The sequence below is a fragment of the Pseudomonas sp. PvP089 genome (assembly GCF_017875165.1).
Classification (GTDB): Bacteria; Pseudomonadota; Gammaproteobacteria; order Pseudomonadales; family Pseudomonadaceae; genus Aquipseudomonas; species Aquipseudomonas fortuita.
Map to the genome: position 1 here is coordinate 2,302,305 of NZ_JAGGME010000001.1, position 13,418 is coordinate 2,315,722.

17 protein-coding genes are annotated in these 13,418 nt (G+C 64.0%); all 17 read right to left on the reverse strand.

What is annotated here, in order from left to right; genetic code table 11:
- Positions 1–5: 5 nt before the first annotated feature.
- The 17 genes from J3A71_RS10470 to J3A71_RS10550 all read right to left on the reverse strand — a co-directional run bounded on the left by J3A71_RS10470 (position 6) and on the right by J3A71_RS10550 (position 13,397).
- Positions 6–647, reverse strand: a complete 642-nt coding sequence (locus J3A71_RS10470; RefSeq protein ID WP_023103912.1) for a hypothetical protein — start codon at positions 645–647, stop codon at positions 6–8.
- The gene (locus J3A71_RS10475) at positions 644–1,243 is read right to left on the reverse strand and encodes a PilL N-terminal domain-containing protein (RefSeq protein ID WP_028690956.1); all 600 of its coding nucleotides are present in this window, start codon (positions 1,241–1,243) and stop codon (positions 644–646) included. The genes J3A71_RS10470 and J3A71_RS10475 overlap by 4 nt, the downstream gene beginning before the upstream one ends.
- A gap of 160 nt (positions 1,244–1,403) precedes the next feature.
- On the reverse strand, positions 1,404–2,273 hold the full coding sequence (locus J3A71_RS10480; protein WP_028690957.1) for a hypothetical protein: 870 nt from the start codon (positions 2,271–2,273) through the stop codon (positions 1,404–1,406).
- 113 nt (positions 2,274–2,386) lie between these two features.
- Positions 2,387–4,666: a helicase-related protein gene (locus J3A71_RS10485; protein WP_028690958.1), complete on the reverse strand. Its 2,280-nt coding sequence runs from the start codon at positions 4,664–4,666 to the stop codon at positions 2,387–2,389.
- 135 nt (positions 4,667–4,801) lie between these two features.
- Positions 4,802–5,107 carry a hypothetical protein gene (locus tag J3A71_RS10490; RefSeq protein WP_023103916.1) on the reverse strand — a complete coding sequence of 102 codons (306 nt, stop codon included), beginning with the start codon at positions 5,105–5,107 and terminating at the stop codon, positions 4,802–4,804.
- A 90-nt stretch (positions 5,108–5,197) separates the two neighbouring features.
- Entirely contained in the window at positions 5,198–5,518 is a 321-nt protein-coding gene (locus J3A71_RS10495) for a hypothetical protein (protein ID WP_023103917.1), read from the reverse strand.
- A gap of 50 nt (positions 5,519–5,568) precedes the next feature.
- Positions 5,569–6,702: a DUF6094 domain-containing protein gene (locus tag J3A71_RS10500; protein WP_254912518.1), complete on the reverse strand. Its 1,134-nt coding sequence runs from the start codon at positions 6,700–6,702 to the stop codon at positions 5,569–5,571.
- Positions 6,703–6,740: 38 nt separating this feature from the next.
- Positions 6,741–7,388: a hypothetical protein gene (locus tag J3A71_RS10505; protein ID WP_023103919.1), complete on the reverse strand. Its 648-nt coding sequence runs from the start codon at positions 7,386–7,388 to the stop codon at positions 6,741–6,743.
- Between the two features lie 78 nt (positions 7,389–7,466).
- Positions 7,467–7,727 (reverse strand): hypothetical protein, encoded by a 261-nt coding sequence (locus J3A71_RS10510; RefSeq protein WP_023103920.1) that lies wholly within the window; start codon positions 7,725–7,727, stop codon positions 7,467–7,469.
- Positions 7,728–7,743: 16 nt separating this feature from the next.
- Positions 7,744–8,151, reverse strand: coding sequence for a hypothetical protein (locus J3A71_RS10515; protein ID WP_023103921.1), 408 nt, complete (start codon positions 8,149–8,151; stop codon positions 7,744–7,746).
- 101 nt (positions 8,152–8,252) lie between these two features.
- A complete protein-coding gene (locus J3A71_RS10520) occupies positions 8,253–8,576 on the reverse strand; it encodes a hypothetical protein (RefSeq protein WP_023103922.1) in 324 nt (107 codons plus the stop codon).
- Positions 8,577–8,670: 94 nt separating this feature from the next.
- Positions 8,671–9,360 carry a DUF3275 family protein gene (locus J3A71_RS10525; protein ID WP_023103923.1) on the reverse strand — a complete coding sequence of 230 codons (690 nt, stop codon included), beginning with the start codon at positions 9,358–9,360 and terminating at the stop codon, positions 8,671–8,673.
- Positions 9,361–9,417: 57 nt separating this feature from the next.
- The gene (locus J3A71_RS10530; protein ID WP_023103924.1) at positions 9,418–10,335 is read right to left on the reverse strand and encodes a DUF3577 domain-containing protein; all 918 of its coding nucleotides are present in this window, start codon (positions 10,333–10,335) and stop codon (positions 9,418–9,420) included.
- A 368-nt stretch (positions 10,336–10,703) separates the two neighbouring features.
- A complete protein-coding gene (locus J3A71_RS10535; RefSeq protein WP_009459699.1) occupies positions 10,704–11,057 on the reverse strand; it encodes a DUF3085 domain-containing protein in 354 nt (117 codons plus the stop codon).
- Positions 11,058–11,181: 124 nt separating this feature from the next.
- Positions 11,182–11,994: a hypothetical protein gene (locus tag J3A71_RS10540; RefSeq protein ID WP_023103925.1), complete on the reverse strand. Its 813-nt coding sequence runs from the start codon at positions 11,992–11,994 to the stop codon at positions 11,182–11,184.
- 289 nt (positions 11,995–12,283) lie between these two features.
- A complete protein-coding gene (locus J3A71_RS10545) occupies positions 12,284–12,562 on the reverse strand; it encodes a hypothetical protein (RefSeq protein ID WP_009459701.1) in 279 nt (92 codons plus the stop codon).
- A gap of 97 nt (positions 12,563–12,659) precedes the next feature.
- Positions 12,660–13,397 (reverse strand): hypothetical protein, encoded by a 738-nt coding sequence (locus tag J3A71_RS10550; RefSeq protein ID WP_017512403.1) that lies wholly within the window; start codon positions 13,395–13,397, stop codon positions 12,660–12,662.
- Between the last annotated feature and the right edge of the window lie 21 nt (positions 13,398–13,418).

Sequence of the window (13,418 nt, forward strand, 5' to 3'; positions counted from 1 at the left end):
TCCGATCAGGGAATCGCCACGCGACGGATCTGTTCGCCGGCTTGGAACACCGCAGCGCTGCCATCGATTGCCTGCAAGCGCCATGGACCGACCGCATCACCGGGCAACAGCACCTGAAGCTGGTCGGGCGTGAAGTCCCCGCTGCTCGGCGCGACGGACACACTGAGCTGGCCGGCGCGCAGTTCGGCGCCGACGATGCGGAACGGCAGTGGCGGCGGTTCAGGCTTGGCGGCGGGCTTGCTCGATGTGCGCGGCTGGGCGGGTGTTGCTGCACGCGCGGCGGTCTGACGCGTCTTGATCTGCTCGATCTCCGCGCGCAGCGCCTGAAGGTCGTCGGCTGCTGCGTAGCTGCTCAATGTCTTCTCAACTTGGGAAGCGCGTGCTTCCAGGATTTGGCGGGTGTCTTTGAGGTCCGCCGCCGTTGCGACCTGCGGACGCTGCTGGATGGTTCCGATGGTCTCGGCCAAGGCCACCGCCTGCGCTTCGAGGCGTTGCAAACGGGAGTCGAGCCGTTCCTCGTCGGCCTGGTCGCTCATCGCCTGGTAGCCGAGGGCCACGATGACGCTGAGACCGAGCAGCCAGAGCCAGAGCAGGCTTTGCGCCACCACGGCGGCAGCCGGGCGCCGCGAGGATTGGGGAGTGTTCATGGCTGGCCGCCTGGAATGGAGGGCATCAGTGGGAAGGTCTGCACCGCATCGGCGGCGGCCGGTTCAGGCATGGATTCGACGGCCATGCTGTCGCCGGGCCGCTCGAAGCAAATTTGTCGTGCGCGGTCATCCGCGTGCAGTTCCCAGGCCGGACCAGCTAGGGTGATCAGCGCGTCGCGCAAGGTCATGGGACCGAGATGCAGGTGCGCCGCCGGCAGCGGCAGCGCATACAACTCGATCACGGCATGTGCCGTTTGACACAGGCTGTAGCCGCTGCGCTTGAGCACGTGCCGCAGCCCATCGCCGACCGTGACGCGGGCATCCGCCGGCATCGAAACATCGATGGTCTGCAACAGCAGGTCGCGCTGCGCCGCCGTGGGGGCCAGCTCGACCAACGTGTAGCGCCCATAGCGCACAACGGGGATGTACTCGGGCGCTTCGGGTTCGGGCGCGGTCGAGACTTCCTCGAAGGCATCGGGTGCGTGCGGCGCAGTCGTTGTCGCGCAGCCGCCAGCCAGTACCGACCAAAGCAGGCCGAGAAATCCCGTCAGCAGGCGGCGTTCGGGATGGTGAAACCAGGGTGGAGAGGGGCACATAGCTCGGCGTCCTGAAACATCGAGCCCTCACCATCGCCGCTGGGGTCGTGCGCGGCAGCAAACAATGCGAATCACGCCCCGTCCGATTTTCCGACAGCCTCCCTCCAAAGAAAAAGGCCCCCGAAGGGGCCAATGAGAGCGCAGGTCGGACCCTGCCGAATCAACCCCGAGCCAGCTTCAGGCCAGGATCGACCTGTGCCAGTTGGGCATGCGCCCAGCAGCGCACGAGTTGGCCGTTCTCGCCGAGCGGCCGGTCCGCCATCGCCACCGAGTACTCGTCGGTATCGCTGGTGTCGTAGCAGACGACTTTGATCTCGCCGGTGTCGCAGCGGATGGAGTGGATCTGGCCGTCGGTCATATCGACCACGACGACCTGCGGGACAAGACCCAGTTCGCGGGCGGCCGACAGGATGGGGCCATATTCGGCAGCGTCGAAGCAGACGAACGGCCCTTCGTACCGGGCTTCTTCGGCCAGATCCTTGGCTTTGTGGTAGTGGGCACCCTGGTCGTATTCCTCCTGGGTGGTTCTGACCTTGAAGACCGGCATGTTGGGGGTGCCGGAAGCATCGACGCAGGCGACAGCGACTTGCATCTCGATCTCGCCGCCTTCAGCAGGCTCGGTCGGAGGGATGACAGCCTGACTCTCGGGTTCTTCGTCGGCCATACCCATGCGCTCGCGCATCTCGTCGGCGAATGCCTCGGGAGCCATCAGGCCGTAGCGCGCCAGGCGCACGGGGATGTCTTCAGCGTTCAGATTGCCGTCTTCGATGCGCTGCCGCATGAAGGAGGCGATCTCGGTTACCAGGGTGTCACTCTCAGCTTCCGAGGGCTGCTCGGACACATCGATCGACCACTTATCCACTTCCGCGGCGGTCTCGCCGGTCAGCAGACCCTCATCGATGGCGTATTCGCACATGCTGCGCAGCCGTGCCAGCATTTCCGATTCGGCCTCGCCGTTGAGCAGGTAAGTCACGTCCAGCGTGAGGCGAGCACTGACGACTTTGGTCGTTGCTTGGGTATTGGTGTTCATGGAAATCTCCTTGGGATCGAAAAAGCGCAGCCACGCCCACGGAGACCGTGGACGTGGCTGCAAGGTGGGAACAGCGGAAAGCCGGCGGCGTTAGGCCAGCGTTGGCGTGGGGATCAGGCGGCGACCAGTTGCCGGGCCAGTGCGACCTCGACCGAATCACCATCCTGGTTCAGGACGTCCAACCCTGATTCGGGCACGTCGCCCGAGGTGGACTGCGAGACCATGATCTTCTTGGCCATCAGTTCGAGGCAGGTCATCTGCGAGGAGCCGGCGTAGCCAAGGTAGATCACGCGCACGGGTTGCTTCTGCCCGATGCGCCAGGAGCGGCGTGCCGCCTGCTGCAGCGAGTACACGTTGTAGCCCGACTGCATGAACACGATCGTCGGAAACTCCAACAGGTCCAGTCCCGTTTTAACCAGCTCGGGGTTGGTGATGAGCACATCGATGCCACGGTCCAGTTGTTCGGCGATCCAGTCCTCGCGGCGGCTGGCATCCACGCTTGCGCGCAGCACCGCCACCTTGAAGCCTTCCTGCTCCAGCAGCACCTTCAACCGGCTGGTCGTGTCGCGCGTGCCGGTATAGACCGTGTAGGCCAGCACCTTGCGGCCCTGCGCCTTCTCCTCTTTGCAGATGTCGATCAGCTCACGCTCCTTGGGGCTGATCTCGAACTCGTTGAACTGAGCCGGGACGAACGCCAAGGTGTTGCGCGTGCGCGGATGCACCACGGTCTCCGACCGGAAGCAGCAATCTGGCCAGGCCAGTAGCACGTTGAGCACCACACCCAGCAAGGTCGTATCGCGTCGTGCAAGAGCCTGTTTCAGCTCCGCGGTCAGCCGACCCGCCAGATCGCGGTAGGCCGCGGCTTGCGCCGTGTCCATCGCGACTTCGCGGAACTCCTCGTCATACGGCGGCAGGATGTTGCCGCCGATGTCCTTGAGCTTGAGGAAGATCGTGAACGGCAGGATGCAGCGCAAGACGCCCTTGGGGCCGAAGCCCGGGGCCTTGACCGTGCGCACCGATACCTTGGTGCCCTTGGCCGTCTTGTGCGCCGTGCCGGTGCTCTCGGAGTAGATGTCCTTCAAGACCCCGTGATCGCGCATGAACGCCATCGCGGCCGAGGTCATGCTGCCGCTCGTGGTCGGGCGGTAGCCGTCTTCGATCATCCGCCCCGGAAGGGCTCGGAACAGCAGGTAGAACAGGTCGTCCCCGTAGCCGCCCATCAGCGTGCCAGTCAGCAGCAAGGTCTTGCGAGCCTTCGCTGCCAGCACGCCCATGGCCTGGCCTTGGGCACTGCCGCCGTTCTTGTACTCGTGCGCCTCATCGGCGATGAGCAGGTCGAACGTGCCTTGCGGCAGGTAGCGTTTGATGAACTCGGACGGCTGGTAGCCGCCTTCGCCAAAGCCGAACTCCATGTTGGCCATCGCACGTTCCATGCGGGTGGCCTGACGGTCGGAAAACACCAGCTCGCCGTTGCCGTCCATGAGGTTGATGAACTCATGGATGTTGTCGCCGAGCATCGAGGCCAGGAAGCCGTCTCCGAACTTCTGCATCAGCTTCTGCGCGGTGACTGCCCCGATGGTCGGGATGCGCTTCAAGGCTTTCAGCACGGCCGAGGACTGGTCGCTGCCGGACAGGCTGCGTGGGCGGATCAGCGTCCACAGGGGCGCTGCGCAATGGCTGCACTTCCTGCGGTACTCCTCGGCTTCGAGCGCGACCGGGTTGACCGGCTCGCCGTCGAGGTCGGTGATGACCGTGCCGCAGTCCGGGCAGGCCGCCACGTCGCCGTGGCGGGTGCGCCGCTGGGTGAAGACAGGCTTCCAGTGGAACCCCATCCGCATCCTGACGCGCCCCAGGACAAAGAACTCCTGGCCGGTCGGCTGCACACCCAACTGCTCGCGCAGCTTGATGAGCTTGACCAAGGTATCGGGGCCGTTGAGCACCCAGACCTTCGCGCCCGCTACTGTCTCCTGGATCTCGCGCCGCCACTTGTAAACAAGGTGCGGGGGCGAGAGAACCAAGGTCCGGCGGTAGCCTTCGGCGTTGAGCACAGCGGCCGTGGCGATGCCGACGGTCGTCTTGCCGCAGCCCATCTCGCCATTGACGATCGCGGCGCGCTCGCCACGGTCAATCAGCAGCTCCGCGGCGGCGTGGACGACTTCGGCCTGGGCCTGGAACAGCTTGCGCTTGAGGCTGGCGACGATGAGCTGGCGATGTGCTTGCGGTTGGCCGGTATAGACCGGCGGGTTGGCGCTGTTGAGGGCGTCGAGCAGTTCGTCGCCGAACTCGCCGACGAAATCCTGAAGGCTCAGGGTCAGAGGGGAAGATTCCGCGTCGAGCAGTTCGCCCTGTACGGGCGCGGCTTCAGCGGCATTGGTTTCGAGATCGAGGGACATGGTGATGCTCCAAAGAAAAAGGGGCATGCACCACCCCCAGCGGGGCAGTGGCATGCCCCGTGGTGGGAAGTAAATCGACGCGTGGCCGACGGTGGTTGAAGGTGCTGGCCTGGGTGGCCAGCGGCTGAACCGTGCTCAGTCCTCGGACGGCAGAACGATGACGGTGGCGTGGCGCTCCGCGTCGGTAACGATGCGAATGGCCAGCCCCGGATGGATCACGTAGTGCGATGCCAGCGATGCGCCTGATTGAAGCGCGGTGCTGTTGGCCTGCCATTGCTGGACGTTGACGTCGCCCCAGTCGCCACGGGTGTGGCGCCTGAAGTACGGGATCGGGTCGAGGCGACCCGAGCGGACCAGGCGGTCAATGCCTTTGCTGAAGATAAGCGCCCCGATGGGGAACGCCAGGTTCTGACAGTAGGTTTCGATGCGATGTGATGCCATGGGCTCCTCCTTGATGAGTCATTGAGCCACGACACCCCTGCCGGAGTGAAGTGGCTCCGTCAGGAGAATGAGGATGACGATGTGGGGACGTCAGATCAGGTCCCGCTCTTCGGGAAGCTGGATCACCGTGGTCTGGTGGTCCTCGCTGGTCTTGACGATTAGCGCCAGGTCCGGCGTGATCCTGAACTGCGAGATCATCAGGTTGTCCTGTTGGATCGCCACGTCGTTGGCTTGGCGTGTGGCCTCATCGATCTCGCCCCAGTCCCCGCGCACATGGCGCTGGACATAGGCTAAGGGGTCGATCAGGCCTCTTCGGGCCAGCCAATGCACCTTCTCGCTCAACTTCAACGTACTCGGTGCGAACAACGGTTGCTTGTGCGGCGCTGGCCGCTTGAACGGATTCGGGAACATGGTGTTTCTCCTTCGATGTGGTACAGCAGGACGGCAGCGCGTCCGGTGGATCAGCGGATGGTCAACACCTCGCCCCGTGTCGCGGAGCCAGGCGTCATGTCCCACGCGCGGATGACGGGCACAAACTTGTCGGTGAGGATGCGGGTCTCGGCGATGGAGCCGTCTTCGCGTTCGGTGAATTCCCGCTGGAGCGTTTTGTCCTTGTGGGTGTCACCTTTGACGACGAGCACGCGCCCCGTCTGGGAGCGCACAACGCCGGAGATCGCGCCCGCTGCCAAGGCCAGGGCGAGATGCCAGTGGGACAAGGCTCGCGCCGGTGGACGCAGCGACTGCTGCGCGGCCCCCAGGTGCGTGTCCAGCGACGGCCAGAGGCCTTGCAGCCGACCGACCTCATCGGCGAACTGCTCCGGCTCCATCGTCACGCGGAAGAAATGCTCCGGCTCGACCGGACTGGCGGGGACGATGTACGGCAGGAACGGCCATTCGCTCGGCAGTTCCTCGGCTTCGACTTCGCCAAGCCCAACCTGCAGCAGCAGGTTGCGCACGGCCTTGACGCCATCGGGGGCCTGCTCGCGCTGGCGCACCCTTCGGCCAAAGATCACCACCTGCTTGAACTGCGTTTCCACCGCTCGGTAGATCCGCAGATCGGTGTAGTGGCGTGTCAGCCAACCAACCAGCTCCGCGTCGAGCACGTAGCCGGGGACGATGAAGACCAGCATGCCGCCGTACTGCAGCAGCGACAGCGAACGCTGATAGAACAGCTTTTCGAGGCGGGCACGTCCCTGACCTTGATAGCCGATGTTGCCGTTGACGTCCTTGGACAGGTCGCCATACGGCGGGTTGAGCCAGAGCAACCCGAAGGACTGTTTGGAGACCATCGTGTCCATCAGGTCCGCGTGCAGGCAGTGATCGACCAAGCCTCGGGCATGGCGTGCCCGCTCCGCGTCGAACTCGACCGCGAATGCCTTGGCCTGGTCACGCCCGAGGGCATAGGCGGCTTCGGCGATCGCCACGCCTTCGCCGGCGCAGGGATCAAGGATGCACATCGGCCCGTCGCTGGGCATCAGTGCGTTGAGGGCTCTTTCGAGCGTGGGTTCGTCGGTCGGGTAGTACCCGTTCTTGGCGAAATTGCGGGCGAGCCGCGGGAACATGAGGGCCATGGAAGTCTCCTGGTTGGCGGGGATGAAAGACGGAAGCACGCCGAGACGTGCCTCCGAGGGGGTCAAGCCGCTACCGCTTCCGGCGTCCAAATCTTGGTCGGATAGGGATAGGCGGTGAGCGCGTCACTGCGGATCAGGGAGCCCAGCGCCAGGGTCAGCGCCGGCACGTCGATGGCGAGCCGATGGCCTTCCAGCGGCCCGAGGGCGAACGGAAGGCGGGCCAGCATCTCGCGGCTTTGCAGCAGTTCCAGCACGGTCTCGCGCCAGTGGTCGAGTAGCGGCAACGGGCAGGTGTCCCGCACCAGCATCCACAGGCGGTCAAGCCGGTGGGCGCTGTCGCGCGGCAGCAGTGCCAATGCGCTGGCGTTGGCCTTGTCGGGCTTGACGCAGCGCCGGTCGAACAGCCACACGTTGGACAGCGAACCGAACAGCGTTCGCCGGTAGGCGCGGGTCATGCGCTTTTCCAGGCGATCGACGTTGCCGATGAACACCGGGACGCTGCCGCCCTGGTCGGTGATGACGTGGAACTGGTCCAGTCCCTGCTCGTCGCGCCCGAGGGTCAGGCGAGCGAGGAATTGCTGGACGGCGGTGTCGCGTGCCCAGATGGACAGGAAGATCAGGTTGCCCTGGTCATCGCCAACGCAGGCGTCGGCCATCACGTCCGGGCATTCGTCGATGCGGTACAGCGTGGAAGAAGTGTTTGCGGGCATGGTGGTGTCCTCGGATGAGCGGGAACAGCACCGCCCGTCGGGGCAGGTACTGCCCCGGGGGGGGTGGAAGAAAACCGCTCAGTCCGGCTCGAACTGCCGGGTGTGCGGGTTGAAGTGAAGCGCCTCGTCCACCGCGGTGATCGGCGTGAAGCCGTCCAGGTAGATGTTGTTGAGGTACTGGTCGCGATAGGTCAGCGCCTGCCGTGCCTGCTCCTCGGTGAGGCCGTTGTCGATGAAGTACGCCAGCATTTCCTCGTCGGAGGAAACTTCGTCGTTGGACAAACTGCCTTCAACGAGCTTTAACAGCGAGGCGGGGAGCGCAGCCAGGATCGGGTCCATGTTGGTTCCTCCTGGCTCAGGCCAATAGTGCCGCGGCGGGTGCCGTGGCAACCGTGGGTGTACGACGCCGCGCGTGGTAGGCGCGAACGCCTGCACGCCAGTCGGCGGACTGCTCCGGTGCGAGGTCCAGATAGGACAGCGGGCACGAGTAGTAGTACGGGTGCATGGACTCGTCCAGCGGCTTGTAGCCCCACTGGTTGCCGCTGCGCTCCAGAAGATCGCAGCGGATGTAGCGCAGGGACTGGCCCGGCGCGAGATCACGATGCACGCCTTCGGCCCTGGCCGTCACTTCCGCGACGGACCAGAGGACGTTGCCGCGCAGCGTGTGGGCGATGACCTTCACGCTGGCGCGCTCGGTCTCCTGCGGTGCGATCAGTTCGGCGATCAGTTCAGACCGCGATTGGGGAGAGAAATACCAGCCCATGAGAGGCCTCCTGAAGAAGTAGAGCCAGAGGCCTCCCCGTGGGGAAGAACCCCCAGCGGGTGATGGAATGCCGCGTGTGCGGCGATGGAATGCAGTGCGGGCTAGGAACCGCAACCGGCCGGGCAGCAACCCAGCGTGATCCCATGCGAACAGCAGCCGTTTTCAGCGAGCCAGTCCTGGGTTTCCTGCCGTTCGGCAGGTGTTGCGTAGTCCCATTCCTGGGTCGCGATTTCCAGCGCATGAACGCGCTGGCTTTCCGGCAATCGACTGGCTTGCGCGTCGATCTCCGAGCTGAAAAGCGTGACCCAGTGATCCCAGGACAGGCCGCAACCACGTTGGGCATGCTCGGCGGCCGTCTTGCAAACGGCGCGCCACGCGGTTTCGTCCAGCGCGGAACGGGGTGTATCGCAAGTGATGGTGGACATGATGGAGACCTCCAGAAGAAAGCCGAGGCCACCCCCGCATGGGGAAGGAACCCCAGCGGGTGGATGAAGAACACCGCGGATGCGGTGTCTGCAATCACGCAGGTTGCAGTTCGGCCTGGCGGCTCCACTCCTGCGTCTTGAAGTCCAGCGCGTAGCCCAGTTCGCCCAGGCGGGCGATCTGGGCGCGCAGGGCGCGGCGGTCGATGGTCGAATCCAGCTTCACAGACTCGCCCAGCGGCCACAACAGGCCGAACAGCGCGGCGTCGCCATCCTCGGTGCTGCCGGGGGCAGCAGCCGCAGCAGGCGGCGCGTCCACGCCGAAGGGCGTGGTATCGACCAGCGGGTCCGCGGACGTCTGCACGGGTGCAGGTTTGGCGGACCTGGATGCCTTGGCGGGTTTGGCCGGCGTTGTCGCAGGCTGTGTCCCTTGATCTTCATCGAGCGGATCGACTTCCTGCGGGGCGAAGCTATGTGCTTCGGCCTTGCTCAGCTTGTCGATGCCGAAAAGTGTCATACCGTCCAGGTTGGCGCGCATCTCGAAACGCATGCTGCCGTCGCTGATCGGATAGCCTTTGAGGAAGATGTAGCGAAGGACGAACTCCCCTTGATACTTGCCCTCGGGGTATTGCTCCAACTCCGCGTCTTTAATCGTGAATTTTCCGAGTTGGCATTCGAGCTTGCCAACATTGAACTTTCCGTTGCGGCCATGAATGGTGCGCAGCGCGAGCTGGCCCGGGACGATGATGGGAGTGGCCGATTTCTCGGGTGCCGATGTGACTGCCATGATGCTTCTCCTTGAGGAATAGGAAAAAGGCAAGGCCCCGTGAGGGGCCATGCCGGATCAGAACGAAGCAGCCAATGCCGGCTCCTGCTCTTCGACTTCACCTGCGGGCTCGCGCTCGGCGGGCTCGATAGGCTGGTCGGCAGCGGTGTCGGCGGCGTCCTCGGCTTCGGGCGCGGGTGCGTCCTCGGCCTGCGACGCCTCGGCTTGCGCCTGGCTCGTCGGATAGACCTGGGTGCCGTCGATCTTGATCAGACCGATGTGGATCAGCGTCGATTCCAGGCTCGCTCCCGGCTCCCCGGCGCGCTCACCCTTGGTGCGGATGTACGGATCGATCTTCATGTCGTTCAACTTGAAGGCGATCAGCACCTTGCGGTCCCCTTCGATGGCCTGCACGCACCGGCGAACCAGGTGCTCGGCTTCAGGGGTGGCGACGATGGTGTCGAAGTACCGATAGTCCGGTTCACCGACAGGCCCGGCCAGAGCCGCGACGCAGCACGACAGGAACGGATCGCCATCCTTGGGGGTGACGTCCTTCGGACGGCTGAGGTAGCCGATGCCGCGGGTGATCAGCTCGTGCTGCTTGATGGAAGCCAGTTCGGCCCGGTCAAGCGGCTCGGCCTTGAGCAGTCGCGCCTTGAGGGACGCGGCGGCTTCACCCTTGCGCTCGCCCTTGTCGCGGATGTACGCATCGCCCCACAGGTCGCCGAGGCGGAAGCGCACCAGCGGGCGCTGCTTGGGATCGTCAACGCCGATGTAGCGCTGGACGAGGTTCTTGGCCTCGGCACCCGAGACCTTGACGTCGAAGTAGCGGTAGCTGGGGTCCCTGGCGGGGCCGACCAGCGCGGCAACGGTGCATGCCAGGAAAGGCTGCGCACGGCGGCCGCCCCGGACAGGCACTTCACGGACACGCTGGATGTAGCCGATGCCCGAGGTGTGGAGGTCGAAATACGATTTCTCGTTGGACGTGGTGTTCATGGTGAATCTCCATAGGGAAGAAGCGGAGACACACCAGCCCCACGCATGCGGGGAAAGGTGCGTAACCCCGCGGTGGGTCGATAAGGCGAAAGCATCCGCCACCAGAGACTGGTGGCCGCTCGCGGATGGATGCGGTGCGAGCTGGCTCGGTCACGCAGTGGGAACTGCGACGCAACCTTGAAGACCGATGGTTGCTTGGCATGTCGCTGACAACGTCAGCAGGCATGGGGTCAGCATGGCCGGGCCTCGCGCGCGCGACAGCAATCAATCGGCATCCGGGCGCTTCCCATTTTTTCCAGGCTGCCCAGTTCCGCCCAAAAGAAAGCCCCCGAAATGGGGGCTTCAAGGGGTATGCGGACATTTTTGGACTACGCCGATTCCACCGCCGCCAGCGACAGATACGTAGCGGTGGCGGACAGCTCCAGATCATCTGAGCTTTGCAGAATGCGAGTGAAAACGCTGTCTTTCGGGTCGAAGAACTCGCCGAAGTCGTCGCCGCCAAGCTCGGCGCGTGCCAGTTCCCACCAGTCATCGAACGGGTCGGTATCCGGGTTGCAGCCGACGGCATAGGCCAGCAGCTTCACGCGGCCATCGGGGCGGCGCTCTCCGCGCTCGGCGAGGAAGTACACGCCCTGGTCCTTGGCCAGGGCGACGCGGCATTGGTTGGCGATGGCTTCGGCAAGCACGGGGCGCAGGTCGGAGCCTCTGAATCGCAGTGACATGGTTGAAATCTCCTGTATGGATGAAGAAAAAAGCCCTCCACCGAAACGGATGGAAGGCTTGTGGGGCAGTCGCCGGTAGGCTGTGGACTGATCAGTCGTGCCGCTAGGCTTCCTGTCTGGCACGTCAGGCTGGAACCGCCTGACGTTGCCGAAAGGCTTTGGCGTCGATCACGCTCACGTCGATCAGGCGCCAGCGCCCGTCGTCGATGAGCCGCTCCAGCACTTCACCGAGCATGTCGAAATACACCTCGTCGTGCCTATCGACCAACTCACCGTCGCGGTGCAGCTCCACCACGTAGGTGTCGCCGCCACGGTCGTAGAGGATCGTCACCTGACCCTCGAACTTGGTGGTTGAGACCGTGAAGCTGATCGCCGGCGGGGTCTCGATGATCCTGGAGGGCTTGGGATCGACCCAGGCGAAGTCGCGGGCACCTGCATCGACCAGCATGTGGGTGATGCACCGGAACCCGTCGGGCGCGGGCATCTCCTCCAACTGCTCGATGAGTTGGCCCAGCTCCATGCACTGCGGCTCGGGAATGGGCAGCTTGGCGGGTGCTTTGCCAAGGATATGCCTCGTGATGGTGTAAGGCGTGCCATCCGAAGTCTTCTCGGTGACGACTTCCGGGGTGTCCGCGCGAAGCCCGTCGAAACGTCGCCGGGCGTAGGGTTGGACATGGACCTTGGCGCCCTCGCTGGGAACGGTGGTCACCAGGTTGGGATCGAGCACGGCGAACTCGGAAGGCTTGAGCTTGACGACGATGGCATCGTCGGTCGCGGAGACTACCTTGCCGTTGAAGGGCTGAGGGTCAATGGCGAAGCCCAACGTCGAGGACTGCGGCTGATCATCGAATACGCGGTATTTGAACGAACGCACGTTGCGAGGGACATGGCCCGCGACAAGCGAAGGCATCATGGATTTGATGAGGGAACGGTCCATGGGAATCTCCTTGAGGAAGAACAAGGGATTCCCCGCCCGCAAGGGAGAGGTCCCTTGTGGGTGGCGTGAACGGACGGGGTACGTCCATAGGAAGAAACGACCAGCACGGTTTCCCGCACTTGCAGCCTTGAAGGTCTCGGCTGCCAGGGCATGTGTCGGCAACGCCGACGAACATGGAGCAAGGATGGCTCTGGAATGGGCGGCCTGCCTGCAAGAAATCGCACAGCGTCGCACCCGCTTTCCTGCGCTGCGGACAAGAAAAAGCCCCTCGAAAAGGGGCTTGGTTGGGTCAGGCTTCGTACACGAAGTAGTGCTCGCGCTGACGTGGGAAGAAGACATGCTTCCATGTATCGCCGCTGGTGTTGCCACCGTCGAAGACGACCATTTCGTAGTCGTCAATGTCGGTGTCCACCAGGTCGGCGCTGGCGATATGGCGCATGTGCAGCGTGCCGCTCATGCGCTCGAATACCAGGATCTGGCCGATGGCGTCGTCCTGGCCCATGGCATTGACGCAGGCGCCGAGCTGGTGCTCGAAGTCTGGCGTGCGCGAGATGAGGTCGGGGAACATGAGGTTGCTCCTATGAAAATGGACCAGCCCGGCTCCGGGAGGGAGACGGGCCGGTATGGGGGAGAACAAAGAGGAAGGATGTTGCGTCGAGCGGCTGCTAGGATTCGGCCAACGGCAGGCCCAACAGCACGGGTGCGTCGGCGTCGAGAATCAGGATGCGCACGTCGGCCTGGCCAGCCAGTTCAATGACGTTCGCCAGGTCATCCGGCATACCCTTGCTTCGGTGCTCCTGGCGAAGCTGCTCCGCACTGATGCCCTCGGCGTGGTCCAGGTTCTTGTCCGTCCAGGGAGTGGAGATCAGCTTGATGCCGATCGCCGGGCTGTACGGAACCCGGAACGCGATGAACAGGAATGCCTCCGGCGTAGCGAGGTCTGCCAGGTTGGCGAGGTATTGGCCGGTTTCTTGGCTGATGTGTGCGCTGCTGATTTCCCAGCACCGGCTGTAGTAGCCGGTCTCGAAACTCAGGCGCTGTACGACTTCCCGCGCTGCCTCTGCCGAATAGGCGTCGCCGACGTGGATGGGGCGACCGTCGAAGTCGTCGCCATGGATGGCATAGACCACGGCACCGATTACACCTTCGCCGCTGACACCTTCTGCGGTATCGCATTCGGCCAGCACCTCGGCACTCACGGGTTCGGGACCATTCCTGACCACGGCGAAATCGCTGGTGACGATGCACGAGGATGAAATCAGTTCCTCGTCGGAAAAGTGCTTTTGACTCGCGTGGATGATTCGCCAGACATGCGGGCTTCCGTCGTCGTAGCCGATGCACAGCGTGCGGACGATTTTCAGATTCCAGTAGCCGCGGAGAAAGGGATTGGGTTTCTGGGACATGGGAACTCTCCAGATTTGAAT

Coding starts and splice junctions, on each gene's coding strand:
- J3A71_RS10540 (WP_023103925.1), bottom strand. CDS start 11,994: ATGGACCGTTCCCTCATCAAATCCATGATGCCTTCGCTTGTCGCGGGC.
- J3A71_RS10520 (WP_023103922.1), bottom strand. CDS start 8,576: ATGTCCACCATCACTTGCGATACACCCCGTTCCGCGCTGGACGAAACC.
- J3A71_RS10505 (WP_023103919.1), bottom strand. CDS start 7,388: ATGCCCGCAAACACTTCTTCCACGCTGTACCGCATCGACGAATGCCCG.
- J3A71_RS10530 (WP_023103924.1), bottom strand. CDS start 10,335: ATGAACACCACGTCCAACGAGAAATCGTATTTCGACCTCCACACCTCG.
- J3A71_RS10470 (WP_023103912.1), bottom strand. CDS start 647: ATGAACACTCCCCAATCCTCGCGGCGCCCGGCTGCCGCCGTGGTGGCG.
- J3A71_RS10545 (WP_009459701.1), bottom strand. CDS start 12,562: ATGTTCCCCGACCTCATCTCGCGCACGCCAGACTTCGAGCACCAGCTC.
- J3A71_RS10515 (WP_023103921.1), bottom strand. CDS start 8,151: ATGGGCTGGTATTTCTCTCCCCAATCGCGGTCTGAACTGATCGCCGAA.
- J3A71_RS10490 (WP_023103916.1), bottom strand. CDS start 5,107: ATGGCATCACATCGCATCGAAACCTACTGTCAGAACCTGGCGTTCCCC.
- J3A71_RS10550 (WP_017512403.1), bottom strand. CDS start 13,397: ATGTCCCAGAAACCCAATCCCTTTCTCCGCGGCTACTGGAATCTGAAA.
- J3A71_RS10525 (WP_023103923.1), bottom strand. CDS start 9,360: ATGGCAGTCACATCGGCACCCGAGAAATCGGCCACTCCCATCATCGTC.
- J3A71_RS10475 (WP_028690956.1), bottom strand. CDS start 1,243: ATGTGCCCCTCTCCACCCTGGTTTCACCATCCCGAACGCCGCCTGCTG.
- J3A71_RS10480 (WP_028690957.1), bottom strand. CDS start 2,273: ATGAACACCAATACCCAAGCAACGACCAAAGTCGTCAGTGCTCGCCTC.
- J3A71_RS10495 (WP_023103917.1), bottom strand. CDS start 5,518: ATGTTCCCGAATCCGTTCAAGCGGCCAGCGCCGCACAAGCAACCGTTG.
- J3A71_RS10510 (WP_023103920.1), bottom strand. CDS start 7,727: ATGGACCCGATCCTGGCTGCGCTCCCCGCCTCGCTGTTAAAGCTCGTT.
- J3A71_RS10535 (WP_009459699.1), bottom strand. CDS start 11,057: ATGTCACTGCGATTCAGAGGCTCCGACCTGCGCCCCGTGCTTGCCGAA.
- J3A71_RS10485 (WP_028690958.1), bottom strand. CDS start 4,666: ATGTCCCTCGATCTCGAAACCAATGCCGCTGAAGCCGCGCCCGTACAG.